Below are 23,813 nucleotides of genomic sequence, written 5' to 3'. Positions count from 1 at the left end.
CACTCCTTTTTCCATTAGTATAACGTACTTTTTCTTATGACTAAACGTTTGTGCTTTTCAGATGTGTCTCAAACCAGTCTATCGTTTCGAACATCGCTTGTCTTGAGACCTTATGTCCAGCTTGTCCATCAGTGATAAAACGAATCAGATGCGGATCCTGCTTATATTGTGTGGCTACTAACTCATCATATAGAGTTTTTGCGTGCCGGTAAGGGACGACAGGATCGTTTTCTGCATGCCAGAATAACAGCGGTCTTTTGTTTAATCGATCTGTTTGCAGCGTTAAATCATATGGGCGCAGGGCGTCTAATTGCAGATGAACCTCTTCGTCTGTAATGTCTTTCATCAACCCTTTGTGACGCATGTCCATGATTTGTGCTTTTAGAAATGTCGTATAGTTTGGACTTCCCATCAAGCTGACAGCGACTTTGATCCAATCATGCTTGGCAAGTGCACCAAAGGTGGTGATGCCGCCCATGGATGTACCCGCAACGCCTATCAGATCGGCTTCAATCAATTGTTTTTCTTGAAAGTATGTTTTAAGTATATCGATTTCACGAATTTCGTTCAGGACAATTTCCCAGAACTTTGATGCCAGTTCCTCTAAGCTGAGGTTTTCTGATCTTACACCATGATAAGCACAGTCAGGTAAAATGACTCTCATGCCTTTTTCCGCCAAATGGAAGGCAAAGTGTAAATTATGCTCACGTGCACTTGTAAATCCGTGAATAAAAAATACAAGCGGCAGCGGTTTGTCTTTATTTTCAGCTTTTACGATATGTAAAAATGGAATATCGCGCGTAATTTGCTCATCAATGGTGATCACAGCCTATGAATCCTCCTTTATCATTCCCGTCTTTGTTTATTTTAACATGTAGACAACAAAGATGTGATAAAGATACACTATAGAAAGAGGCGCTAGCATGAATTGCCTCCTATCACTTACAGATCAAAGGAGATTTTATGGAGACTAAACCTTATCTAATCGCACTTGACCTGGATGGCACATTATTAAAAGATGATAAAACCATTTCTGCGCATACACTTGACGTCATTCAAAAAGTGAGAGACAGCGGGCATCACGTCTGTATATCAACAGGCCGGCCATTTCGTTCCAGCTCTCCTTATTATCAGCAATTACAGCTTGATTCACCCATTGTGAATTTTAACGGAGCGTTTGTCCATCATCCTCTTGATGAAAAATGGGGCAGATTTCATACGTCACTTGATCTTCAAGTAGTCAAACAGCTTGTAGACATTAGTGAAGAATATAAAGTGCATAATGTCTTAGCTGAAGTGTTAGACGATTTGTATTTCCATTATCATGATGAAAAACTCATTGATATCTTTAATATGAATGCAAACAAAGTCACTGTTGGAGACCTTAGGGACAACCTTGGAGAGAATGTGACGAGCGTGTTAATTCATGCAAAAGAAGAGGACGTTGGAGCCATTCGAAGCTATTTATCAGATGTTCATGCAGAAGTGATTGATCACAGGCGCTGGGCTGCCCCGTGGCACGTGATTGAAATCATTAAAACAGGCATGAACAAAGCCGTTGGACTGCAAAAGATCAGTGATTATTACGGTGTTCCTAAGGAGCGGATTGTGGCATTCGGAGATGAAGACAATGATTTAGAAATGCTTGAATTTGCTGGATGCGGTGTAGCAATGGGCAACGGAATTGATGCCGTGAAACGTGTCTCAAATGAAGTCACTGATACAAATGAACAAGATGGGATTGCAAAGTTTCTAACGAATTACTTCTCGCTTTAATTTTTCCATTCATACATAGCAGATGAAAGCGGGCATACTACCGTTAGACAGGTTGTCCTGTCAGCTTGTGTAAAGGGGCGGATTCCGAATGGGTAAAAGAAGCAAATCGAAACGCTTTATACAACAAGGTAAAGATTCAGTCAGTCTTCATGACGCACGTTTTCCTTATCGTTCGACACTTGAAGAAGCGTCAGACAGAGGGAATATGAAGACTGATGCTTCTGGAGGTTCATTGTGAGAAACGAACTTTTTGATCAAGCCAAATCGTTTACTGAAGAAGCTCTTACTTCTTCATTTTCATCTGGGTTAGAGCGTCAGCAGGCAGTCAAACGAGCGAAAAATGCCGTATCCTCTGCATTTGCCAATTCGACAGATGCAGAAAGAAACCAGCTGCATACCTTCCAAGACTTGCTCGATGATCTCTAACATAAAAAAAGCTGTTCACCTAATGTGGACAGCTTTTTCTGATTCCCTCGCTTATTTGACTTGGAATGTTTTCTTCTCCGTGATTTGTTTCAGCCCTTCTGCTTTTCCTTTAAACGTTACGACTGCTTCGTATGTTCCGGGCTTTACACCGTTTGACCATGTATCTTGAAAATCATAGGCCTCGCCTTTTTTCAGCACAAAAGTCTGGATGGCCTGTGTGAACATACGGTCTTTCGAATAGCGGTATTGTTCATTCCCGTTTTCGTCATACACACTAAGCTCGAATTTTTGGCTTGTGTTAAAAGTAAATTCAAAATCTCGATCTGATTCATTTTTCAGTGACATGTTAAATTGAACTGAAGAACCTTTCTGGACGGGGTCTACTGTGAGCTCAACCGTTTTTTCTCCCATTTGACCGGATACCTCCTTGTCTGGTTCATCCTTTTTTTGTTGTCCACAAGCGGCTAAAACCAATAGAATGAGAAGAAGCACAAACCCTTTTTTCATCTGCTACCCACCTTTTAATCTCGTCTGAAAAATCCAAGAATATTGGTTGTCTGCACAATATTTGTAAAGGCTTTTGGATCGACTTCTTTAATAATTTGTTCAAGTTCATAAAGCTCATACCTTGTAATAACGATCACCATCATTTCCTTTTGCTCGTTGGTGAATGCGCCTTTTGCAGGTACAGTCGTAATGCCTCTGACCATTTTTCCGTAAATGGCTTCTTTGATTTCATCTGCTTTCTTCGTGACAATCATCGCGGTCAGCTTCTCATGTCTTGTATGGATGGCATCAATGACCCTTGTAGTCACATATAATGTGACAAGGGTATATAATGCTTTCTCCCAACCTTGTAATAATCCTGCTGTAAAAATGATGATTCCATTTAAAATGAAGAAATACGTGCCAACTGGTTTATCCTTCCACTTCGCTAAAACCATAGCAACAATGTCTAGTCCGCCTGTCGATGCCCCGTATTTGAGCGTAATCCCAATCCCTACTGCGGATATGACACCGCCAAACACAGCATTTAATAAAATATCGTGGGAAACACTCGTTTCTGGTAAAATGCCAAGGAAAATGGTCGTCAGTGCAACACTGATGATGCTGTACAAAGTAAAGGAACGGCCAACTTTCATCCAGCCTAAAATGCCGACTGGAATGTTTAAAATAAATAATAGAATCCCTGTTGATACATAAAATGGCGCATATTGATCGATTAAGCTGGATAACAGCTGGGCTACCCCTGTAAAACCGCTTGCATATACGTCAGCTGGGATTAAAAATAAATTCAGTCCAATCGCATTGAGTAATGCACCAATAACGACGACAATGAGTTTTTTTGCTTCTCCAATGAACATGTTGTCATTCCTCCACTTACCATTCTCTCTATGGTTTTCCCTAAAATTTAGAATTTGAACACGAAAAGATGATTTCTATGATATAGTTAGGCTAAAAAGATGTAAAATATGGCTTATTTTTTAGAAAGAAGGGATTTATATGACTGTTCATATCATAGCAGACAGTGCTGCTGATCTGCCTCTTTCTTATTATGATGAACATAACATAACGCTCATTCCGCTCCGCGTGTTACTTGGCGAGCAGGAATTTGAGGATTTGATCACCATTGAACCAAAACAAGTATTTGATGCGATGAGACAAGGAGCCAGTCCAAAAACGTCACAGGCTTCACCAAACCGGATCAAGGAAACCTTTGTTTCTGCCGCTCAAACCCATACATCTGCTATCTATGTCGCTTTTTCATCAGAGCTTTCAGGTACATACCAGACAGCTGTGATGATGGCAAACGAAGTGAAGGAAGAATACCCTGATTTTGATTTACGAATCATTGATTCTAAATGCGCTTCACTCGGCTATGGGCTTGCTGTCAAACACGCTCAATCACTTGCCATTGACGGAAATACAATACAAGAAATTGAAACGTCTGTAAAGCATTTTTGTGAATCTTTACAACATATTTTTACTGTAGACGATTTATCGTATTTAGCAAGGGGCGGAAGAATCAGTAAAGCGTCCGCATTTGTTGGCGGTTTGTTAAGTATTAAGCCCATTTTACATGTCGAAGATGGAAAACTCATCCCGCTTGAAAAAATCCGCGGACGTAAAAAACTGCTGAAACGCATTATTGAACTAATGAAAGAACGCGGAACGGATTGGTCGAACCAAACGGTCGGTATTAGTCATGGTGATGATCCTGCACTGGCGGAAGACATGAAACAGCTGATCGAAGCCGAATTTCATCCAAAGGAAATTGATATTCAAATCATCGGTGCCGCTGTTGGGTCCCATTCAGGGCCTAGCACGCTTGCGATCTTTTTTACAGGCAAATGATCATAAAAAGCACCCTTCCCTGACACAACACGGGAAGGGTGCTTTTCTTATGAAAGTTTAAATCGCTGGACGGTTTCATTTAACCTCGCCGTCATACTCATCAATTCTTCGACCTGTTTGTTCATTTGATGGAACGATTGCAGCTGTTCATTGGCTGAGGCAGAAATTTCTTCGCTGCCAGCTGCTGTTTCTTCTACAACTGCACTAATATTTTCAATCGAGTGCAGCACTTGTCCGCCAAGTTCTGTTGATTGCATAATTTGGTCATTTAAGACCGCCATTTCTTGTTTAATATGCTGCGCTTTTGTTTCTATATCTTCAAAGGAGTGTGAGGTTTTGTCCATCGCATCCTGCTGCTGAAGTGAAAGTTTGACCCCTTCTTGAACAGTTTGACTAATGGATTGAATGCCTCTTTCAATATGACTGACCATGTCAAAGATTTGTCTTGTTGCATTAGACGATTCATCAGCAAGCTTGCGAATTTCATCTGCTACAACGGCAAAGCCTTTTCCAGCTTCGCCTGCTCTTGCCGCTTCAATGGCTGCGTTTAAGGAAAGCAGGTTTGTTTGGTCCGCAATGTCAGAAACCGTTTTGGCCATGGCCGAGATTCCGCTGGCGTATTGCGTAAATTCTCCTGCTGATTCTTCGATTTGTCTCGTGGCATGTGTATTTTTTTCAATCGCTGTTTTTGTTTCTGTTAACGTGTGCTTTCCGCTTTCTACGGCTTCGATGGCATCCTCTGTACTGCGGATGACCGTTTGCGAGCGTTCTGAATTTTTACGTCCATGCTGGTCCATTTTCTCAATCAAGCTGACGCCGTGCTGGAGATCTTCTGAAATCGCTTGTGACCCATTGGCCATTTCGTCTGTCGAAACAGATACTTGATTCGCAGACTCCATCATCTTTTTGTTTTCATCATTCAGGTGGATCGAGAATGTCTCTACTCGGCTTGAGACATTGCTGATTTCTTTAATCAGACTAATCAGCTGATCTGTCATTTGATTAAAGGATTCATTCAAGCCGCCGATTTCATCCTTGCGCTGAATATCCATCCGCTCCACAGCAAGATTGCCTTCTGCGATCTGCTTTGCTCTGTAGGATAGTGATTTGATGGGTGTCACGATGGATCGCGTTAATCCAATATTCAAAAAGACAGCAATGACAATTAGTGTAAGTGCTGAGACGAGTGCACTTGTAATAATCCATTGGACATTGTCTGCTGCAGCCTCTAGATTTTGTTTATACGCTTCTTCTGCCCTTTTATTCATCGTATGCACATCGTTTAAAACGCCATCAATTCTTGCTGCCACACGTCTTGCATCCGATGCGTTTTTTTCACCAATGGCGTTGTTTGCTTCCTTGGTCCACGTGTCAAATTTTGAATTTAACCTTGTTAATGCCTCTTTGTTCATATTTCCTGCATGTTTGTTTAGCGTTTGCAGCTGCTTTTTTGCTGTAGAAATATCGTTTTGAACGATCTCTAGCTGTTCATCTGAGAGTGTCATCGAATAATTGGTCATGGCTTGCTCGACACTTTCAAAGCTTGCCTTCGTTTTTTGTACGTTTAATAAGGTTTGCACATCTGTCTCATTTGATGATTGGATCTTTGTCATGCTGACAATGATAAAGGCGATGACGCCAACTGCTAAAAGAAGTGAAATAAGTGAGTTAAGTAAAATTTTGACGCGTAAGCTCATGATGCGTCCCCCTCTTCTTTTAGAAGCGTCTGCTTCAGACCATTTAATTTTTTGGTCAGTGTCTCAGCATTTTTCAGGATCCGGATTTTTGCCATATCGATTCCATCATTGCTTAAGTCATAGACAACATGACCGCTTTTCATTTGATTGTTCTTGACGAGCTGTTCACTGAATTGATAGACCACTTCATCGACTTTTTTCACCATAGACGAAATGACCGCTTTTTCAGCAGTATAGTACTGATCGCTGTCTACACCAATGGCATATTTACCCTGCGCCTGCGCTTCTTTTAATACACCGACACCTGTATAACCGGCTGCGGCATATAAAACGTCTGCTTTCTTTTTGATCATGTCTTTGGCTATTTTACTACCCTTGCCTGCATCACTAAACGTACCGGCATAGGTGGATAAGATCTTGATTTTCGGATTGACTGATTTGGCGCCTTTTTGAAATCCTTTTTCAAAACGATGAATGACATCTGCGTCAACACCGCCAACAAATCCAATGACATCGCTTTTCGTTGTCATCGCAGCAAGTGCTCCCGCTAAATAGCTGCCTTGCTCTTCTTTAAACGTCACAGAGGTCACATTTTTCAGCTCAGATACAGCATCGATCAAAAGGAACTGCTTCTTCGGATATTTCTTTGCGACTTTTTCCAGGTCTTCTTGCATACTGAAACCTACACCAATGACAAGATCATTTCCATCTTTTACGAGTTCTGTCAGCCCTTTTTCATATGTATCAGTTTCTGCAATTTCTCTATAATCAAATTCAATGCCAAGCTCATCACGTGCTTTTTCTAATCCTTTAAATGATGAATCGTTAAATGATTGATCACCAAGACCATCATCTGTGAGCATAACGCCAATATGCTTCGCAGTTGATTTTGGCGAACTCTCCTGTTGATTACCGCATGCGGCGAGCACCATAAGCATGGCTGCCATCAGAAGTAATGAAATCTTCACTTTCATCCAAAAACACACTCCTTTTATCATCCTTACTCCTTTTTTATCGGATTTGAGAGGCGTTGTTTCAATGATTAGTGAAGGTTTTTCATGACTTTTTTCACAGAAAAAATCCATTATTTAAGACAAAAATAAAAAAGTGAGCAAATGCTCACTTTTTCTCGTATGTCCAGCCTTCTTTTTGGTAAACTAAATCATTTTTCATGAGATGACCTAGTGCTCGTTTAAAGGCTGCCTTGCTCATTTGAAATCTTTCGCGGATATCCTCTGGATCACTTTTGTCCCCATAAGGCATGGCGCCGTTTCTTGTTCTCATATAGGTTAAAATTTCTTCTGCATCGACAGATAGTGCATCCTGTTTTCTAGGAAGCAGAGAAACGTTCACCGTTCCGTCCTCTTTCACTGCAATGACGCGTCCTGTCACGGTCGATCCTAATCGTGGCTCTTCCTTTCGTTCCGTGCGGTGAATAAACCCACGCACGCCTGTATCTGTCAGCATAAAAGAACCTGTCGCAATTAAACGATAGATTGTTCCAGTGATTTCTTTGTTCATTAAGGTTTCTGGTGCCTCTGTGAACAATTCACTGATCACGTCTTCTGTGGCTGGTTTTGCGAACATTCTGCCGTAGCTTGTGACTTTCAGCATACAGTAGAGTTTGTCTCCTTTTTTCGGCCATGCTTCCTCAAAAGGCGGGAGGTGTTCTGTTGCAACAAGTGCATCCTTTGACAGCCCAACATCAACAAATGCGCCCATGTCTTCTACCACGTCCACGACTTCTACCCAGTCGTATGTATGTGCGTTAATTGTAGGTATTTTCATCGTGGCAGCGAGTCTTTCTTCATGATCTACATATAAGTAGACCTCTACTTCATCTCGGTCACCAATATCTTCTGTCATTTCACTGCGGTGTAAGAGGACCGAATCTTCACCGTCTGTCAAAAAGTAGCCGTATTCCATTTCATTCTCTATTTGCAAGGTCAGTTGCTCACCTGGTCTCATGTTCTCTTCCTTCCTATCTGCCCATAAAAGAGCGTTCGTTCATCTTTTGATTCACTCTATTCTACTATACTTCTTCCTGCATGAACATCTCTAGTTCTGTTAGCTAAAGTGGACAAACTGGACACGATTTATACGGCTGGCGGCTTTACTCTTTGATAAAGTTTTCTTCTTCTGCTATTTGCATGATAAAATAGACGCAATATCTAAACTTGGAGGTCATGTGTGATGGCAAAAGAAAGCTCATTTGACATTGTATCGAAGGTTGAACTGCCTGAAGTGCAAAACGCTGTTCAAGCAGCACTGAAAGAAATTAAAAACCGTTATGATTTTAAAGGAAGTAAAAGTGATATTTCTCTCGAAAAAGAAGAGCTTGTCCTCATTTCTGATGATGACTTCAAACTTGAGCAGCTAAAAGATGTACTTGTGACAAAGCTGATCAAACGAAATGTTCCAACTAAAAACATCGATTACGGAAAAACTGAGCATGCCCTAGGCGGTACAGTACGCCAGCGTGCGAAGCTGATCAGCGGGATTGATCAAGACAACGCCAAAAAGATCAACGCGCTTATCAAGCAGTCTGGCATCAAAGTGAAATCACAATTTCAGGATGACCAAGTGCGTGTGACAGGGAAAAATAAAGATGATTTACAAGAGGTGATTTCTCTTATGCGCAAGGCTGATTTACCGATTGATGTCCAATTTATAAATTTTCGATAAATTTCAAATTTTCCATTGATTATTTCTGCATTTTTCGTTACAGTTGATGGAAGTTCAATTCATTGACATGTTCATATTGCTTTCTTATCAAGAGAGGCAGAGGGACTGGCCCTGTGAAGCCTCAGCAACCGGTGTAGTAGAAATCTATTTTCTATGACCAAGGTGCTAAATCCAGCAAGCAACTGCTTGGAAGATAAGGAGAAGAATTACGATATAGCCAAAAAGTCTTCTTCTTATCAGAAGGCTTTTTTTGTTACATAGAAATAAGGAGGAATACAATGGGCCTATTACAAGACTTACAAAACCGCGTACTGATAGCTGACGGAGCGATGGGAACACTTTTATACTCTTACGGCATTGACCGCTGCTTTGAAGAATTAAATTTATCGAAAGAGGATGAAGTGAAACGCGTGCACGAAGCATATGTGCAGGCAGGCGCTGACATCATCCAAACGAACACATACGGTGCGAATTATATTAAACTATCCCGCTACGGCTTAGAGGAAGAAACGAAACGCATCAATACAAAAGCGGTACAAATTGCAAAAGCAGCCGCAGGCTCTGCTTATGTACTCGGAACAATTGGCGGCATTCGAACGTTTAACAAAAATGCTTACTCTATAGAAGAAATCAAACGAAGCTTTAGAGAGCAGCTGTACATCCTATTAAATGAAGAGCCTGACGGAATATTGCTTGAAACATATTATGATATAGAAGAAGCGAAGGCTGTTCTCCAAATTGCCCGCAAAGAAACGACTCTTCCGATTGTCATGAACGTCTCAATGCATGAACAAGGCGTTTTGCAGGATGGTACCCCCCTGAAGGATGGTTTATCTGAGTTATCATCTCTTGGTGCAGATGTTGTCGGCATCAACTGCCGGCTGGGCCCTTATCACATGATTCAGGCACTCGAAGGCGTTCCACTTTTGGAAAATTCGCATTTATCTGTCTATCCTAACAGCAGTCTCCCCTCTCTTGAAGCAGGCAGACTCGTCTATGATACCGATAACGATTATTTCCGAAAAAGTGCACTTGAATTTAGAAATCAGGGCGCACGTATTATCGGAGGCTGCTGCGGAACAACACCTCAGCATATTAGCGCAATGGCTGAAGCGGTCAAAGATTTAGCACCGATCACTGAAAAAGAAGTGAAGGTGTTAAAAGAAGAAATCATTTCCATCCAAGATCAGCGCACTGAGCCAGGTCTTGATGAGCTGGCTGTGAAAAAACGATCGATTATCGTAGAGCTTGATCCGCCGAAGAAGCTGAACTTCGAAAAATTTCTCGTTGCTGCAAATGAATTAAAGAATGCTGGCATTGATGCATTGACGTTAGCCGATAATTCTCTTGCGACTCCGCGCATTAGCAATGTCGCTTGCGGCGCATTATTAAAGCAGCAGCTCGATATGCGTTCTCTTGTTCATATCACATGCCGCGACCGTAATTTGATTGGGCTTCAATCTCATTTAATGGGGCTCGATACCCTTGGATTAACCGATATTTTAGCGATCACAGGCGATCCATCTAAAATTGGAGACTTCCCAGGTGCAACATCTGTGTATGATTTAACCTCCTTTGATTTGATTCGTCTCATCAAACAGTTTAACGAAGGCCTTTCTTTCTCAGGAAAGCCCCTTGGCAAAAAGACCAATTTTTCAGTGGCTGGCGCGTTTAACCCAAATGTGCGCCATATTGATAAAGCGGTGAAACGTCTTGAGAAAAAAATCGAATACGGTGCTGATTATTTTATTTCACAGCCTGTTTATTCTGAGGAACAGCTTGTGAAAATTCATGAGGAAAGCCGCCACTTGGATAAACCGATTTATATCGGCATTATGCCGTTAACAAGCAGCCGAAATGCAGAGTTTATTCATCACGAAATTCCAGGCATCAAATTATCTGATTCTATTCGTGACATTATGGCCAAAGCTGGCGAGGATAAAGAAAAGCAGCGAACAGAAGGCTTAGCGATTGCCCGCTCTTTATTAGATACAGCCTGCGAATTGTTTAATGGCATTTATTTAATTACTCCTTTCCTTCGATCAGATTTAACAGCAGAACTGACCACCTACATCCATCAGAAAGAAAAGGAGTCTAACGTCCATGTCACCTATCACTGAACAGCTCAAAAAACGCATCCTCGTCCTTGATGGGGCAATGGGCACAATGATTCAAAACGCCAACCTGACAGCAGAGGACTTTGGCGGAGAAGAGTATGAGGGCTGTAACGAGTATTTGAATGTGACAGCCCCTCACATCATCTCTAAGATCCATAGGGAGTACCTTGAAGCAAGTGCTGACCTCATTGAAACAAATACGTTCGGCGCGACAAAGCTCGTCCTTGACGAATATGGGCTTGGGCACCTTGCCTATGAACTCAATGTTCGAGCTGCGCAGCTGGCAAAGGCAGAAGCTGACCGTTTCTCCACACCAGAAAAGCCTCGTTTTGTTGTAGGCGCAATGGGCCCGACAACGAAAACATTATCTGTAACAGGCGGCACAACCTTCAGTGAGCTCGTCAGAAATTATGAAGAGCAGGCCCGCGCTCTGATTGACGGAAAGTGTGATGCCCTTCTTTTAGAAACAAGCCAAGATATGCTGAATGTAAAAGCTGGATTCAAAGGGATTCAGGAAGCCTTTCAGCAAACGGGCATCCAATTACCACTCATGGTATCAGGAACGATTGAACCGATGGGCACCACCCTTGCTGGTCAGGATATTGAAGCCTTTTATATTTCTCTTGAGCATATGAAACCAATCAGTGTGGGCCTTAACTGTGCGACTGGTCCAGAATTTATGACAGACCACATCCGCACGCTCTCCTCCATTGCAAAGTCAGCGGTGAGCTGCTATCCGAATGCTGGTCTCCCAGATGAAGAAGGCCAATATCACGAATCCCCTGCCTCTCTTGCTAAAAAAATCGCCGCCTTTGCTAAGGAAGGCTGGTTAAATATTGTCGGCGGCTGCTGCGGGACTACACCTGCGCATATTCAAGCATTGTCAGATGAAGTACGCACGCTTCAGCCGCGTCATATCAACCGCGAATCACCGCAGCATACCGTATCAGGAATTGAGCCTCTTATTTATGAGGATTCGATGCGTCCTCTTTTTGTAGGCGAACGGACCAATGTCATTGGTTCTCGCAAATTCAAACGGCTCATTGCGGAACAAAAGTTTGAAGAAGCAGCAGAAATTGCTCGTGCTCAAGTGAAAAATGGCGCTCACGTCGTTGATGTGTGTCTCGCCGATCCAGACCGTGATGAGGCAGCAGACATGGAAGGCTTTTTACAAGAAGCCATGAAAAAGGTGAAAGCCCCTTTTGTCATTGATTCAACGGATAAACACGTGATTGAAAAGGCACTCACCTACTCTCAAGGGAAAGCCATCATCAATTCCATCAACCTTGAGGATGGCGAGGAACGCTTTGAAGAGATTCTTCCTCTTGTGAAGCTATATGGCGGTGCACTCGTTGTTGGCACGATTGATGAAATAGGAATGGCGGTGACAGCAGAACGAAAGCTTGAAATTGCTGTACGTTCTCACGATTTACTAACAAAGAAATATGGTATTCCCGCAAGTGACATCATTTTTGATCCGCTTGTCTTTCCCGTAGGCACTGGAGACGAGCAATATATTGGCGCCGCTGAAGAAACGATCAAAGGCATTAAAATGATTAAGGAAACCCTGCCTGAGTGCCTCACCATTTTAGGCATCAGCAACGTATCTTTCGGACTTCCGCCTGTTGGCAGAGAAATCTTAAATGCCGTCTATTTGTATCACTGCGTGCAAGCAGGGCTTGACTATGCCATTGTCAATACAGAAAAGCTTGAACGCTTCGCTTCCATTCCAAAGGAAGAAATCAAACTAGCTGAAACCTTGCTTTATGAAACAAATGATCAAACACTGGCTGAATTCACCCAATTTTACCGCGGCAAAAAGAAAACGGAGAAAAAACCAAAGATCTCCTTATCACTTGAAGAAAGGCTGGCGCTCTATGTCGTCGAGGGAACGAAAGAAGGTCTCGTCGATGACCTATCCCTTGCTTTGGAGCAATATGAATCGCCGCTTCATATCATCAATGGCCCGTTAATGCAGGGAATGGCTGAAGTTGGTCGTCTTTTTAATCAAAACGAATTGATTGTAGCCGAAGTGCTTCAATCGGCTGAGGTCATGAAAGCATCTGTTTCGTTTCTTGAGCAATATATGGAAAAGCAGCATGCGAGCGGGAAAGGAAAGATTCTACTTGCGACTGTAAAAGGAGATGTCCATGATATCGGGAAAAACCTCGTCGACATCATTTTGAGCAATAACGGCTTTCAGGTGGTCGACCTCGGCATCAAGGTGACACCTCAAACATTGATTGAAGCTGTGCAAAAGGAAAAACCAGATATGATTGGATTATCAGGCTTACTTGTAAAATCCGCACAGCAAATGGTACTAACCGCTCAAGATTTACAAAAAGCCAATATTTCTGTTCCTATTTTGGTCGGCGGTGCTGCCCTTTCTCGTAAATTTACGAAAATGAAAATTTCGCCTCATTATGATGGACCTGTTCTTTATGCAAAAGATGCGATGGACGGACTATCATTAGCCAATGAGTTAAAAGCGAATCCTCTTCAATTTCAAACAAAACCGCAAGAAGAGCCAGCGGCACCTTTCAAGGAAAAAGAAGGAAAGCAGCCGAAAGCTGTCATAGAATTACTAGAAAAACGCGCAGCACTCCCGAAGGCACCGGTATTTACGCCAGAAAATACCGCACGCCATTATGTGAGAGACATCGATTTGCATCATATTATGCCTTATGTGAATGAACAAATGCTTATTGGTCATCATCTCGGCTTAAAGGGAAAGATCAAAACCTTATTAGCTGAACAGCACCCAAAAGCATTGGAATTAAAACAGCTTGTCACAGATCTTCTAAACGAAGGCAGAGAGAAAAACTGGTTTGCGCCAGCATTTGTGTATCAATTCTTCCCTGCCAGTTCAGACGGAAATGATTTGCATATTTATGATCCCGTAGAGCCTGACCGCATCATTGAAACGTTCCAATTTCCAAGACAGGAGAAGCTCCCGTACCGCTCCATTTCTGATTATGTACGGAAAAGTGATGAAAACGAGAAAGATTATATTGCCTTATTCGCCGTCACAGCCGGCGCGCGTATACGCGAGGTCGCGCAGCAATTTAAGCAGGAAGGAGATTATTTAAAAATGCATGCTGTCCAAGCTCTCGCACTTGAGCTTGCAGAGGGATTAGCTGAAAGAACCCACCAAGTGATTCGTGACAAATGGGGATTCCCTGACCCAGTCGATTTTACAATGGAAAAACGATTCCAAGCGAAATATCAAGGGCAGCGCTATTCCTTTGGTTATCCAGCGTGTCCAAATCTTGAGGATCAAGAAAAGCTGTTCAAGCTGCTTCAGCCTGAAAAAATCGGCATCCATCTCACAGAAGGATTCATGATGGAACCTGAAGCATCTGTTTCAGCGATCGTCGTTTCCCACCCTGAAGCTCGATATTTTAATGTTCATTAAGACTGGACCCTCCGTCATTGGGGGTTCTTTTTTGATACACGCTGAGAGGAAAAGGATTTTCCTTTTTCTTATGCCTTCATATGGTACGATACATATAGATGAAATCAGCTAAGAAGGAGTTGCGTGTATTGGAAAACGTTGTACAACGAACTTTAACACTTGATGACATACCCGATCTTATCGCATTGTCAAAAGAGGTCGACTGGCCTGATTACAATGCGGATGAGCTTACATCTCTTTTAACAAACGGATATTTTACAGGTTTTTCAACAACAGATGGACAAGTGATCTCATGTGCAGGACTTTTCCAATATGATAAAGCAGCATCAATTGGTGCCGTTATTGTATCTGAGACACATCGCGGCTTAGGCCTTGCACGGAAAATGATTGACACCCTGCTTCGCAGAAGCGATCAAAGCGTTCCTGTCGTTTTAACTGCTACTGTACAAGGACAGCCCGTTTACGAAAAAATCGGATTTCAAACGGCCGGCTACATTCATACATACAAAGCACAGACCACGAATCCAGCGGCTTTTCGTGTGTCAGGCGGGATTCACCTTTCTCCTGCTGATGAAGCGGACCTTCCGTCTATTGAAGCACTTGACGAAAAAGGTGCAGGCACCAATCGATCAAGCTTTATAAGAAAGCGAATGGAACGAGCATCGTTCCGGCTGATTGCAAAGAATGAGCACCATGAAACAACTGGATTTGCCTTTGGCATCGAAACCCCTGCTAATCTAATGATTGGACCGCTTACAGCAAACGATGAACAAACCGCTCTCTCGCTCATCCAATCACTCATCTCGTCTTATTCAGACGCAATTCGTTTAGATATGCAGGAAGAAACTGCTGAACGCCTGCATGAAACACTTGTTGAAGCAGGATTTACAAAAACAAACGTAGCGCATTTTATGATGATTCGCGGGAAAGAAAAACTGAATGATCCCGCCCTTTTCTATTTCCTTGCCTCTCAAGCATTTTCTTAAAAAACAAACAAGCTGTAGACACTTGATGTCTACAGCTTTTCTATTACTTCTCCCCAACTGACGAAAGAACATGAGCGAGTGCATTTGTGACCTTCCCATGCTCTGATGCATGCGGGCGGTCATCACCATCTCCATAGCCATAATCAATCATTCGATTACGATTTAAGCAAAGCTTTGTCAGCTTCGGCTGGAATAGATCAAATAATTCAAAACGATCTTTTAGCTGCGGGAATTGATTTTGATACTGCTGAATTTCTTCAGCAAGCAAACGCCAAAGAGTCGTTTCATCTAACAGATTGTGATTGTCTAATACGTTGGATACATAACGCAGATTGCAAATAAATAATCCTGTAAAGATAAATTGCACCAGACCTTCTGGCGGCTCACTGCGCAGCACTTCTTTTAAATCTTCTTCTAATGAAGCTAATTCAGGCAGCGGCTGGTCACTTATATTCACATCATCAACGAAATCTTTGATCGCCAAACGATGCGGCTGATGATTTTTTAACACAAGAATTGTATTTTGCCCATGCGGTGAAAAGACTGTGCCGTATTGATACATAAAGTGTAAAAGCGGCGGCATCACGACATGGAAAAACTTCGCCATCCATTCTTTTGCTGAGAGACCTGATTTTTCAATCAGCTGCTTGATATATGGCTCACCTTCATGATCCTCATAAGTGAGTGCCGCAAGTGTAACAGGGCTCTCCCCTTCTTCTAAGTACGTATAAATGCTTTCTCTAAAAATGACACCGAGCATCTCAAGATATTGATACGGCGCACCAGGCAGTTTGCTGTAGTATGGATGATCGACATTGATACTTGCATTCTCACCTGGTAAAATGACGCGGCAGACATCAGATAAAAATGAGTCTTGATCGGCAATCCCTTTAATATGCGCTGTAATGCGCGGGGCAATGACCGTACGTTCTGATGGGAGTCCACGGTACACGAGTGTATTTAAAATACTCATTGGCAGTTTAATATGATGCTTGCCTTTGTTTGAGATATTTGTAAAGGTTCTGATCGACTGCTGCGGGATATATTGATCCAGTCCCTCTCCCAAATACACAATCCGGCGCAAGGCCAAATCTTCCGGGAAATGCTGAATAATCATATGCGTCCACTGCCACTGATGGACAGGCATCATATAATAGTCAGCTGCATTCAGTCCTTCATCCTTTAACACACGCTGAAATTGACGAATCGTGACTTCATCTAATTCTTTGGCGATCACCTGCTCATAGTTTTCATGATCGACTGCATGGAATGTCGCAAGCTCTCTATGTACAGCAATCCAAGACAGCTGCACACATTCCTGCCGTTCTGGTGCATAAGCTAAGTAATCATCGTAGCTGAATCCTATACGTCCTTTGTTATACACAATCCAAGGATGGCCTGTCATTTCTCCTTCAATCCATGCATAATCCGTATCTGTCAGTTCATCCGCACGAAGTGCTTTTTTCGACAGCAAATGGACATCGGCTAACAAAGTATGGTGAAGCTCTTTGATAAGATGGCCTGTTGTATCAGAAGACATGGGAATGATCGGCTGAATGTCTAGTAAAAACACAATGGCACTGACATCCTTTGACCATTTTCCATCTTGACAGCACTCAATTGATTCAGCGATTGTATCAAAACTATCAAACAACCGAGGTTTTGCCAGATAACGATATTTCTTATGTTCGTGAATGATTAATTCATACTGCGCGATGCCATCCTTACAATCCAGCTCAACAGGATGAAGCATGTCCTCATACATATATTCAGACAGCATTTTTGCCACCATTCGCTGGTTTGCCTTTTTCCAAGCAGCAGGATTCACCGCTTTTTTCAATTCATCTTGTACACTCATCGCTTCATCCTCCTTATCCTTTGATTTCTTCAAATGTGTGTGCGTTCTTGTGTGTACCAAATGTCTGGAAGACATGCTTTTGATAAAGTGGATACACGGTTTGACGAGCAAGTTCATTGATGATCACACTGTTTCGATAAGCCCCCAGCCCCAAATCTGGAGCGCCGACCCCATGTGTATGAAGCTCTGCATTTTGTACAAAAATATCATTTTCACCCATCGTATTTGTTTTCAAACGATATTCACGTTCAACTTGGAAACGTCCTTGATCATCCCATTGAATGTGATGAGAAATAGGGTTGATAAACGGCGGCAGAACGGATTGATAGCCAGTCGCCAATACGACAATATCCGTTTCATGTGTAAAGGATTCTTCCTTGACCCATTGCGTACATGAAAGTGATAACCCGCCCGCTGTTTCCTCAATCAAGTTGACCTCTGTCATGGCTTGAAGCACTGTGTTCAGCTGGTTTCCGCATGCAGAACGTTCATAAAGCAAATGATAAATATCACGAATCATCGCCGAACTGATACCTTTATACAGCAAGTCTTGCTGTTTTAATAACGCATCCTTTTTGGCTTGCGGAAGCTCATAAAAGAAATCAATATAGTCAGGGGAGAAATACTCAAGTCCAAGGTTTGAATATTCCATTGGGAAAAATCCTTTTGACCGTGTGAACCAGTGAATATCCTTCGCCTCATCATCTGATAAAATGTCATAAAACACTTCTGCCGCACTTTGACCAGAGCCGATAACTGTCACAGATTTCCCTTTGAAACAGCCTTCTTTCTTTCGTTTTAAATAGTCAGCTGAGTGAAAAACCTTCTCTCCTAAAGCTGGCTGGAGCGATGCGGGTATCGCCGGCTGCGTGCCAATTCCTAAGACGAGATGTTTGCTTTCAAACACCTCTACAGTTTGGTCCTTTACATGACGGACATGCACTTCATACCGCTTTTCCCCTGCCTTTTCGATCAGTGAGACAGATTCGACATTCATGCCGAATCGGCAAGAGTCTAACTGGTCAGCGACCCAGCGGCAATAATGACTGTATTCCTTGCGCGGGATATGGAAGTCTTCTAGAAAGTAAAATGAATACAAACGGTTTTGTTCCTGCAAATAGTTGAGGAAGCTATATTTGCTTTTCACATCTGCCATGCTGACAAGGTCCGCTAAAAAAGGGACTTGCAGTGTTGTCCCTTCAATGAGCATCCCTGGGTGCCAGTGAAAGGCTTCATTTCTTTCAAAAAACAAAGCGTCGATTTCATTTACCTCTTCAGATAATGCGGCAAGCCCGAGATTAAACGGGCCAATGCCGATCCCAATTACATCCACTATATTATTTTGCTTGTTGAACCGCGTCATGGTTATACTTCCTTTCGAATCGTTCTCGATCACAAAACATCAAAAGACCTGTTTTATCGGGTAAAGTGACTGGTTTCACACGTTCGAAGCCGCATTTTTCAAATACATGAATCATTTTTTCATTGCGAATATCCGGCTCAGCAACGATTTTTTCTGTTCGTTTGTTCTGCTCAAATTGAAATGCTGTCATTGCCTGAAGGAGCGGCGCAGCAAATCCTTTTCCCACATAATCCGGCTCCCCTATTAACAGGTGGATGCCTTGATCATGCGGAGAAGGCTCATAGTAGGATTCAATGATATCCCCTTTCACGTTGTAAGCCTCAAAATAACTCATTGGCGTCCCATCAATCGTGCCTAAATAAAGGGTTTGATGCGGATCATGTATGGCCTGATAAAAATGCTTTTCAAAAGCAGGAAATGGAATATTCAAATGCCAAAATGGGTGAACGTACTCTTCTTGCATCCACTTATGGACAAGCTGGACATCTCTTTCATATTCAGCACGAATAAACCTGATGCGATGCCTCATCCAATCAGCGCCTCCTTATGTAAAAAGAGCGGATTCAAGACAGCCGTGTAACGAGACTGTGTTTCCAGAGATCCTGTCAGCTCATCCATATCTTCAAATCGTGTCAGCAAATTCGCTTTTGAAGGAAGTTCTTTTGAGCGGAGAAGGCTGTTAGTCAGATCAGATGCTCCGTACGTCTCCTCATGAGCGAGCAATGTATCTCTCACGAGTGCCAGCAAATCTTCTTCCTTTGCTAGACCTTCTGTGCCAAAGCCATTAATGAGACCAAATAAATGATTAAAGAAGAAATAATAACGGAGTCTCTCAACGGCTACATCATCCGCACAAATGGTTTCACTTCTTACGCTCAAGTTTTGAACTAGATTTGCGAGCTTATCTTTTTTTGATTCACTATAATAGTAGCCTTGGTTGTCACGATAATAGAAAGTCTCTGGATAACCATCCTTCATTTGCACAACAGCATTTTGCTGATGGGCCTCGAGTGCAAGACCATACGTTTCAAACAGCCAGAGCATCGGTTTTAACGAAATGGTCAAATATTGTTTAAACCAATCTTGGCTGACCGCTTCAGTTGACCGGCCTTCTGAATCTGCAAGTTTATGAATAATTCCTGCTAATCTCGATTTTCCTCCGTACGCATGATCCTGACATAGCCCAGCAATTAAGCTTGCGCCTTTTTCACGATGCAAGAATGGATTTTGACGAATGACCACTTCAAAGCCTGATTCCGCTTCATCTCCTCGAATAGAGAGATATGCAGGATCTTCAATGACACGGAATCCAGAGAATTTTTCATATAAAGAAACGCCTAATTCTGTTTTTAAGATGCGGGACATCTCTACTCCTCGATCCAGTTCCTTTTGTTTATTGATACGTAAAGAGTTCGTAATTTTCACAGGAACAGAGAATTTGAGCATGTAAGCAGAATCCTTTTGATAGACCGTTCTAAAGGATGAGGTCGCTGTGTATTCAGACCCGAGCGGTCCTAAATAAGTCAGTTTCCCCTCCTCTATATAACGCTTCACGAATGCCTTCTCCATGACCACTTTGACTTGCAGCGGATGAATCGGAATGAGCACAAATTCTCCGTTTTCTGTTAACCTATTCAGTCTCTCTGTTTCTTCTGGCACCTGACGCGAAAGCTCTTCTAACATGAGGCTTGCCGCAGATTGTGAAATAGACGAATCCTGAAGCACAATCGAATGGTGCGCTTTAAAGTAATGAAGCTGGAAAGCTCCTTTCAGCTCAGGAGAATAGACGGCTTCCTCCTCTTCTGTCATCCCTTGTCTGCTTTTGGGTGTAGGATGTGTTAAATGTCCAAGGAGAAGTGACTGCTCAGCCTCGATGTACTCAAAATCAGCTTGAGATAAAGTAGCTTGATCACTTTCTCTCTCCCGTAAGAATCGTTCAATATTTCGGCAGCTTAAAATGATGCGAAGCATGAATTCATCCTCTGCATCAGTGCGGCCATATGCAATGAGAAGCTCCTTTGAACATAAAGCAACAAGTGTCGTGTAATCGACGATCGTTCCCTCTTTTTCGCTGCCACTTGGACGAAAGCGAATCGGAAAATCAAAGAGATGGCGGCCTACAGATGAAAAATATCGGATCGGAATCACAAGCTCAAGGTCTTGCTTTGCTAGATTTCCCACGAATACAAGCGAACCATCTGCTTTCGTCTCTTTTTTTGCAGATCGATCGATTCCTGTTTCACGTAAAAAACAGTTTAAAAAGCTTTGCATAGTTGCATTTTCAGCCATTTGTTTATATTGACTCAACGTAGTACCCTCCCGGATTGAATATGAGCGATCCCGATATCAACGATGTCAGAAAGGATTTCCTCAATATGTGTGATTGTCGTTCTCGGATTTAACAAAGTGAATTTTAAGCATGTTTGACCATCCACCACTGTTTTCGCAATGACAGCAGTTCCTGATTTGAATAACGTTCGATGGATGATTTTATTGATGTCATCCGCCCCCTTAAATCGAAACACAACTGCATTGATTTCTGGCTCAGGATTGATCACGTCAAGGTGATCATTGCTCTCAATAAGCGCGGCCACATCCTTCGCAAAATCAATGGTATGGTCAATGATGTCACCAAACCCTTCCTCCCCAATCAGACGAAGAGAAAGAAGCAATTTCAGTGCGTCAAACCGGCGCGTCGTTTGCACAGATTTATGGACAAGATGTAGTATTCCATCCAGTTCATCTTCCTTTGGATTGAGATAATCTGCATGATAATGAATCAAACCAAAATGTCTTTTATCCTTCAGCAAAAATGCTCCGCAGGAGATCGGCTGATAAAATTGTTTATGAAAGTCAATCGTGATGGAATCAGCAAGTTCAATACCGTCTAATTTATTCCCGTAGGTTTCGCTTAATACAAGCGCTCCGCCGTAGGCAGCATCTGCGTGAATCCATAGACCGTATGGCTTGACGATGTCATACACATCTCGAACCGGGTCAATACTGCCAAAATCAGTTGTCCCGCAAGTCGCCACTACCGCAAAAGGCAGGAGATCTTGTTCCTTTAATTCAACAAGTTTCTTCTTCAAATCGTTGAGGTCCATGCGGTGATGCTCATCTGTCTCTACCAGAACAACTGCCTGCTCCCCTAAGCCTAGCTGGGATGCAGATTTCTTCACAGTGAAATGAGCATTCTTAGAACAAAGAATTCTCATGCGGTGAGCCTCACTCGGCAAGCCTTTCTGCTGAACATTCCATTGCCATGTGTTTTCACAAAATGCATCTCTTGCAAGAAGCAGTCCCATGTAGTTAGATTGGGTGCCACCGCTCGTAAATGTCCCATCTGCTAGATTTCCATAAGAAAACTTCGCACATAGCCACTTTAAAATTTCCTCCTCAACCAAAGATGCAATACCGCTTTGATCGAAGGAATCCATTGATTGGTTAAAGGAGCTCACTATCACCTCTGCGGCAAGTGCAGGGATAAGCGGCGGACAATGCAAATGTGCCAAGCATTTAGGATGCGATACATCAACGAGATGCGGCAAAAGGTGCTGCTGTATATCTTGAAAGACAGATTCCATTGATTCGCCAGACGGTTGAAGCTGAAATAAGGATTCGACACTAGCCGCTAATTTCCCAGGCAATATTCCGCTATATGGACCTTGGTCTTTTTGCCACTGATCCAGTAAGCTGTCGATAGATGTATGAAGAGCCGCTCGGAAGGACTCTCTTCCAAGCTGGCTTTGATTGATAAATAATGAATCCACAGAAGCTTTAGTTGATTGCATCGTAAACGGCCTCTTTGAAAATAGCGATGACTTGTTCAAGCTGTTCTTCTGTCATGATCAATGGCGGTAAGAATCGAATAACGCTACCGAAACGGCCTCCTGTCTCTACAATTAAGCCTTTGTCGAAGCAATTCTTTTGAATGAGACTGGCTAGCTCAGGATTTGCTGGATAACTTCCATCCACATCCTGCTTTTCATTTGGATTGACTATTTCAGCACCAATCATTAATCCTCTTCCTCGAACATCACCAATAGCAGGTACATTTTTTTGAATGTCTTTTAGATAAGCCTGCATGCGATCCCCTAGCTGGTCTACATGATCAAGCAGATTGGTTTCTTTTATAAATTTAAGCGTAGCGGTTCCTGCAGCCATCGCCATTTGATTTCCTCTAAATGTGCCAATGTGTGCACCTGGATTCCATTGATCCAAATCTTGATCATAAATCACAACTGAAAGCGGCAGGCTTCCACCAATGGCTTTAGATAATACAATAACGTCTGGCACAATTCCCGCATGTTCAAAGGCAAACATCTTGCCTGTTCGGCCAATGCCTGATTGAACCTCATCGATAATGAGCGGAATGCCTTTTTCTTTTGTGATTCTTCTCATTTCTTTTATCCATTCAATAGATGCTGGAATTGAACCTCCCTCACCTTGCACTGCTTCAAAGATCATACCTGCTGGTGGAAGAATACCACTTTCAGGATCATTTAATACACGCTCAATATAAGAGCTGGAAATGCGGTGTGAATCTTTCCCGCCAATGCCAAATGGGCAGCGATATTCATATGGATAAGGCATGAAATGCACATCTGGAATTAACCCTTGCACTCTTTCCTTTGGAGACAAATTTCCGCTTAATGACATCGTGCCATGTGTCGCACCGTGATAAGCACCGTGGAAAGAAAGAATGGAGCGATTTCCTGTCGCTGTCTTGACTAATTTAATCGCAGCTTCTATGGCATCACCGCCAGTTGGTCCACAAAATTGAATTTTTGCTCTCTTTGCAAACTCTTCTGGCAGGTGAGAAAAAATTTCATTCACAAATTCTTCTTTAATTTCTGAGGTTATGTCCAACGTATGCAATGGTCTTTTTTCATGAAGCATACGTTCAATAGCTTCTATAACAACCGGATGATTGTGACCAAGTGCAAGTGTTCCTGCGCCTGCCAGACAGTCATAAAACTCTCTGCCATCTGCATCTGTCACGATCATACCCTCGGCTTTTTGCATGGCTAACGGGAACCGTCTCGGGTAAGACCTTGCATTAGATTCTCTTTGACTTTGCTGCTCTAAAAATTGCTGATTTTTAGAAACGGTTTTGATGGACATAATAAAACACT

Annotated in this window: 20 protein-coding genes and 1 riboswitch; of the genes, 8 read left to right on the top strand and 12 right to left on the bottom strand. The window is 42.5% G+C overall.

Features of this window, described 5'->3' with window-relative positions; translation table 11 throughout:
• Window positions 1–40: 40 nt before the first annotated feature.
• Entirely contained in the window at window positions 41–826 is a 786-nt protein-coding gene (locus tag MHB41_RS05410; protein WP_024426501.1) for a prolyl oligopeptidase family serine peptidase, read from the bottom strand.
• 137 nt (window positions 827–963) lie between these two features.
• Here MHB41_RS05410 and MHB41_RS05405 point away from each other — a divergent pair, with 137 nt between their 5' ends.
• The 3 genes from MHB41_RS05405 to MHB41_RS05395 all read left to right on the top strand — a co-directional run bounded on the left by MHB41_RS05405 (window position 964) and on the right by MHB41_RS05395 (window position 2,202).
• Window positions 964–1,776 (top strand): Cof-type HAD-IIB family hydrolase, encoded by an 813-nt coding sequence (locus MHB41_RS05405; RefSeq protein WP_024425068.1) that lies wholly within the window; start codon window positions 964–966, stop codon window positions 1,774–1,776.
• 88 nt (window positions 1,777–1,864) lie between these two features.
• Window positions 1,865–2,014, top strand: coding sequence for a hypothetical protein (locus tag MHB41_RS05400; protein ID WP_024425069.1), 150 nt, complete (start codon window positions 1,865–1,867; stop codon window positions 2,012–2,014).
• Window positions 2,011–2,202: a DUF3813 domain-containing protein gene (locus tag MHB41_RS05395; protein WP_024425070.1), complete on the top strand. Its 192-nt coding sequence runs from the start codon at window positions 2,011–2,013 to the stop codon at window positions 2,200–2,202. Before MHB41_RS05400 ends, MHB41_RS05395 begins: the two co-directional genes overlap by 4 nt.
• A gap of 51 nt (window positions 2,203–2,253) precedes the next feature.
• On the opposite strand, the gene MHB41_RS05390 is transcribed toward MHB41_RS05395, so the two are convergent.
• A complete protein-coding gene (locus tag MHB41_RS05390; RefSeq protein ID WP_024426502.1) occupies window positions 2,254–2,709 on the bottom strand; it encodes a BsuPI-related putative proteinase inhibitor in 456 nt (151 codons plus the stop codon).
• A gap of 14 nt (window positions 2,710–2,723) precedes the next feature.
• Window positions 2,724–3,566 carry a YitT family protein gene (locus MHB41_RS05385; protein ID WP_024425072.1) on the bottom strand — a complete coding sequence of 281 codons (843 nt, stop codon included), beginning with the start codon at window positions 3,564–3,566 and terminating at the stop codon, window positions 2,724–2,726.
• A 139-nt stretch (window positions 3,567–3,705) separates the two neighbouring features.
• Here MHB41_RS05385 and MHB41_RS05380 point away from each other — a divergent pair, with 139 nt between their 5' ends.
• Complete coding sequence (locus tag MHB41_RS05380; RefSeq protein ID WP_024425073.1) at window positions 3,706–4,557, top strand: DegV family protein; 852 nt, start codon at window positions 3,706–3,708, stop codon at window positions 4,555–4,557.
• A gap of 47 nt (window positions 4,558–4,604) precedes the next feature.
• On the opposite strand, the gene MHB41_RS05375 is transcribed toward MHB41_RS05380, so the two are convergent.
• The 3 genes from MHB41_RS05375 to MHB41_RS05365 all read right to left on the bottom strand — a co-directional run bounded on the left by MHB41_RS05375 (window position 4,605) and on the right by MHB41_RS05365 (window position 8,222).
• Window positions 4,605–6,254 (bottom strand): methyl-accepting chemotaxis protein, encoded by a 1,650-nt coding sequence (locus MHB41_RS05375; RefSeq protein ID WP_024426503.1) that lies wholly within the window; start codon window positions 6,252–6,254, stop codon window positions 4,605–4,607.
• Entirely contained in the window at window positions 6,251–7,228 is a 978-nt protein-coding gene (locus MHB41_RS05370) for a BMP family ABC transporter substrate-binding protein (protein ID WP_024426504.1), read from the bottom strand. Before MHB41_RS05370 ends, MHB41_RS05375 begins: the two co-directional genes overlap by 4 nt.
• A gap of 145 nt (window positions 7,229–7,373) precedes the next feature.
• Entirely contained in the window at window positions 7,374–8,222 is an 849-nt protein-coding gene (locus tag MHB41_RS05365) for a S1 RNA-binding domain-containing protein (RefSeq protein WP_024426505.1), read from the bottom strand.
• A gap of 225 nt (window positions 8,223–8,447) precedes the next feature.
• On the opposite strand from MHB41_RS05365, the gene MHB41_RS05360 reads away from it, so the two are divergent.
• From MHB41_RS05360 to MHB41_RS05345, 4 genes are all read left to right on the top strand, one after another.
• Window positions 8,448–8,939, top strand: coding sequence for a YajQ family cyclic di-GMP-binding protein (locus MHB41_RS05360; protein ID WP_012009527.1), 492 nt, complete (start codon window positions 8,448–8,450; stop codon window positions 8,937–8,939).
• Window positions 8,940–9,020: 81 nt separating this feature from the next.
• A riboswitch (SAM riboswitch) is annotated at window positions 9,021–9,139 on the top strand.
• A gap of 78 nt (window positions 9,140–9,217) precedes the next feature.
• A complete protein-coding gene (locus MHB41_RS05355) occupies window positions 9,218–11,059 on the top strand; it encodes a bifunctional homocysteine S-methyltransferase/methylenetetrahydrofolate reductase (protein WP_340899005.1) in 1,842 nt (613 codons plus the stop codon).
• Window positions 11,043–14,471, top strand: coding sequence for a methionine synthase (gene metH / locus MHB41_RS05350; protein WP_340899006.1), 3,429 nt, complete (start codon window positions 11,043–11,045; stop codon window positions 14,469–14,471). The genes MHB41_RS05355 and metH overlap by 17 nt, the downstream gene beginning before the upstream one ends.
• A gap of 128 nt (window positions 14,472–14,599) precedes the next feature.
• On the top strand, window positions 14,600–15,457 hold the full coding sequence (locus MHB41_RS05345; protein ID WP_326136595.1) for a GNAT family N-acetyltransferase: 858 nt from the start codon (window positions 14,600–14,602) through the stop codon (window positions 15,455–15,457).
• Between the two features lie 43 nt (window positions 15,458–15,500).
• On the opposite strand, the gene MHB41_RS05340 is transcribed toward MHB41_RS05345, so the two are convergent.
• Genes MHB41_RS05340 through MHB41_RS05315 form a run of 6 tightly spaced genes read right to left on the bottom strand, consistent with a single transcriptional unit; the run spans window position 15,501 to window position 23,802 of the window.
• Complete coding sequence (locus MHB41_RS05340) at window positions 15,501–17,315, bottom strand: IucA/IucC family siderophore biosynthesis protein (RefSeq protein WP_046310512.1); 1,815 nt, start codon at window positions 17,313–17,315, stop codon at window positions 15,501–15,503.
• A gap of 13 nt (window positions 17,316–17,328) precedes the next feature.
• Complete coding sequence (locus tag MHB41_RS05335; RefSeq protein ID WP_340899011.1) at window positions 17,329–18,678, bottom strand: lysine N(6)-hydroxylase/L-ornithine N(5)-oxygenase family protein; 1,350 nt, start codon at window positions 18,676–18,678, stop codon at window positions 17,329–17,331.
• Complete coding sequence (locus MHB41_RS05330) at window positions 18,653–19,207, bottom strand: GNAT family N-acetyltransferase (RefSeq protein ID WP_024426511.1); 555 nt, start codon at window positions 19,205–19,207, stop codon at window positions 18,653–18,655. Before MHB41_RS05330 ends, MHB41_RS05335 begins: the two co-directional genes overlap by 26 nt.
• Window positions 19,204–20,985 carry an IucA/IucC family protein gene (locus MHB41_RS05325; RefSeq protein ID WP_340899014.1) on the bottom strand — a complete coding sequence of 594 codons (1,782 nt, stop codon included), beginning with the start codon at window positions 20,983–20,985 and terminating at the stop codon, window positions 19,204–19,206. Before MHB41_RS05325 ends, MHB41_RS05330 begins: the two co-directional genes overlap by 4 nt.
• Window positions 20,982–22,469: an aspartate aminotransferase family protein gene (locus MHB41_RS05320; protein ID WP_340899017.1), complete on the bottom strand. Its 1,488-nt coding sequence runs from the start codon at window positions 22,467–22,469 to the stop codon at window positions 20,982–20,984. Before MHB41_RS05320 ends, MHB41_RS05325 begins: the two co-directional genes overlap by 4 nt.
• Complete coding sequence (locus MHB41_RS05315) at window positions 22,456–23,802, bottom strand: aspartate aminotransferase family protein (RefSeq protein ID WP_034282119.1); 1,347 nt, start codon at window positions 23,800–23,802, stop codon at window positions 22,456–22,458. The genes MHB41_RS05320 and MHB41_RS05315 overlap by 14 nt, the downstream gene beginning before the upstream one ends.
• Window positions 23,803–23,813: the final 11 nt, after the last annotated feature.

Origin of the sequence: Bacillus sp. FSL H7-0578 (assembly GCF_038630855.1) — a bacterium.
Taxonomy (GTDB): Bacteria; Bacillota; Bacilli; order Bacillales; family Bacillaceae; genus Bacillus; species Bacillus safensis.
The sequence above is the reverse complement of the archived record's forward strand: the minus strand, read 5'-3'. Positions and strand labels throughout refer to the sequence as shown.

What these genes read in the sequence shown, in the direction of transcription:
- MHB41_RS05405 (WP_024425068.1), top strand. Translation starts at nt 964, where the DNA reads ATGGAGACTAAACCTTATCTAATCGCACTTGACCTGGATGGCACATTA.
- MHB41_RS05400 (WP_024425069.1), top strand. Translation starts at nt 1,865, where the DNA reads ATGGGTAAAAGAAGCAAATCGAAACGCTTTATACAACAAGGTAAAGAT.
- MHB41_RS05390 (WP_024426502.1), bottom strand. Translation starts at nt 2,709, where the DNA reads ATGAAAAAAGGGTTTGTGCTTCTTCTCATTCTATTGGTTTTAGCCGCT.
- MHB41_RS05385 (WP_024425072.1), bottom strand. Translation starts at nt 3,566, where the DNA reads ATGTTCATTGGAGAAGCAAAAAAACTCATTGTCGTCGTTATTGGTGCA.
- MHB41_RS05380 (WP_024425073.1), top strand. Translation starts at nt 3,706, where the DNA reads ATGACTGTTCATATCATAGCAGACAGTGCTGCTGATCTGCCTCTTTCT.
- MHB41_RS05375 (WP_024426503.1), bottom strand. Translation starts at nt 6,254, where the DNA reads ATGAGCTTACGCGTCAAAATTTTACTTAACTCACTTATTTCACTTCTT.
- MHB41_RS05370 (WP_024426504.1), bottom strand. Translation starts at nt 7,228, where the DNA reads ATGAAAGTGAAGATTTCATTACTTCTGATGGCAGCCATGCTTATGGTG.
- MHB41_RS05365 (WP_024426505.1), bottom strand. Translation starts at nt 8,222, where the DNA reads ATGAGACCAGGTGAGCAACTGACCTTGCAAATAGAGAATGAAATGGAA.
- MHB41_RS05360 (WP_012009527.1), top strand. Translation starts at nt 8,448, where the DNA reads ATGGCAAAAGAAAGCTCATTTGACATTGTATCGAAGGTTGAACTGCCT.
- MHB41_RS05355 (WP_340899005.1), top strand. Translation starts at nt 9,218, where the DNA reads ATGGGCCTATTACAAGACTTACAAAACCGCGTACTGATAGCTGACGGA.
- metH (WP_340899006.1), top strand. Translation starts at nt 11,043, where the DNA reads ATGTCACCTATCACTGAACAGCTCAAAAAACGCATCCTCGTCCTTGAT.
- MHB41_RS05340 (WP_046310512.1), bottom strand. Translation starts at nt 17,315, where the DNA reads ATGAGTGTACAAGATGAATTGAAAAAAGCGGTGAATCCTGCTGCTTGG.
- MHB41_RS05335 (WP_340899011.1), bottom strand. Translation starts at nt 18,678, where the DNA reads ATGACGCGGTTCAACAAGCAAAATAATATAGTGGATGTAATTGGGATC.
- MHB41_RS05330 (WP_024426511.1), bottom strand. Translation starts at nt 19,207, where the DNA reads ATGAGGCATCGCATCAGGTTTATTCGTGCTGAATATGAAAGAGATGTC.
- MHB41_RS05320 (WP_340899017.1), bottom strand. Translation starts at nt 22,469, where the DNA reads ATGCAATCAACTAAAGCTTCTGTGGATTCATTATTTATCAATCAAAGC.
- MHB41_RS05315 (WP_034282119.1), bottom strand. Translation starts at nt 23,802, where the DNA reads ATGTCCATCAAAACCGTTTCTAAAAATCAGCAATTTTTAGAGCAGCAA.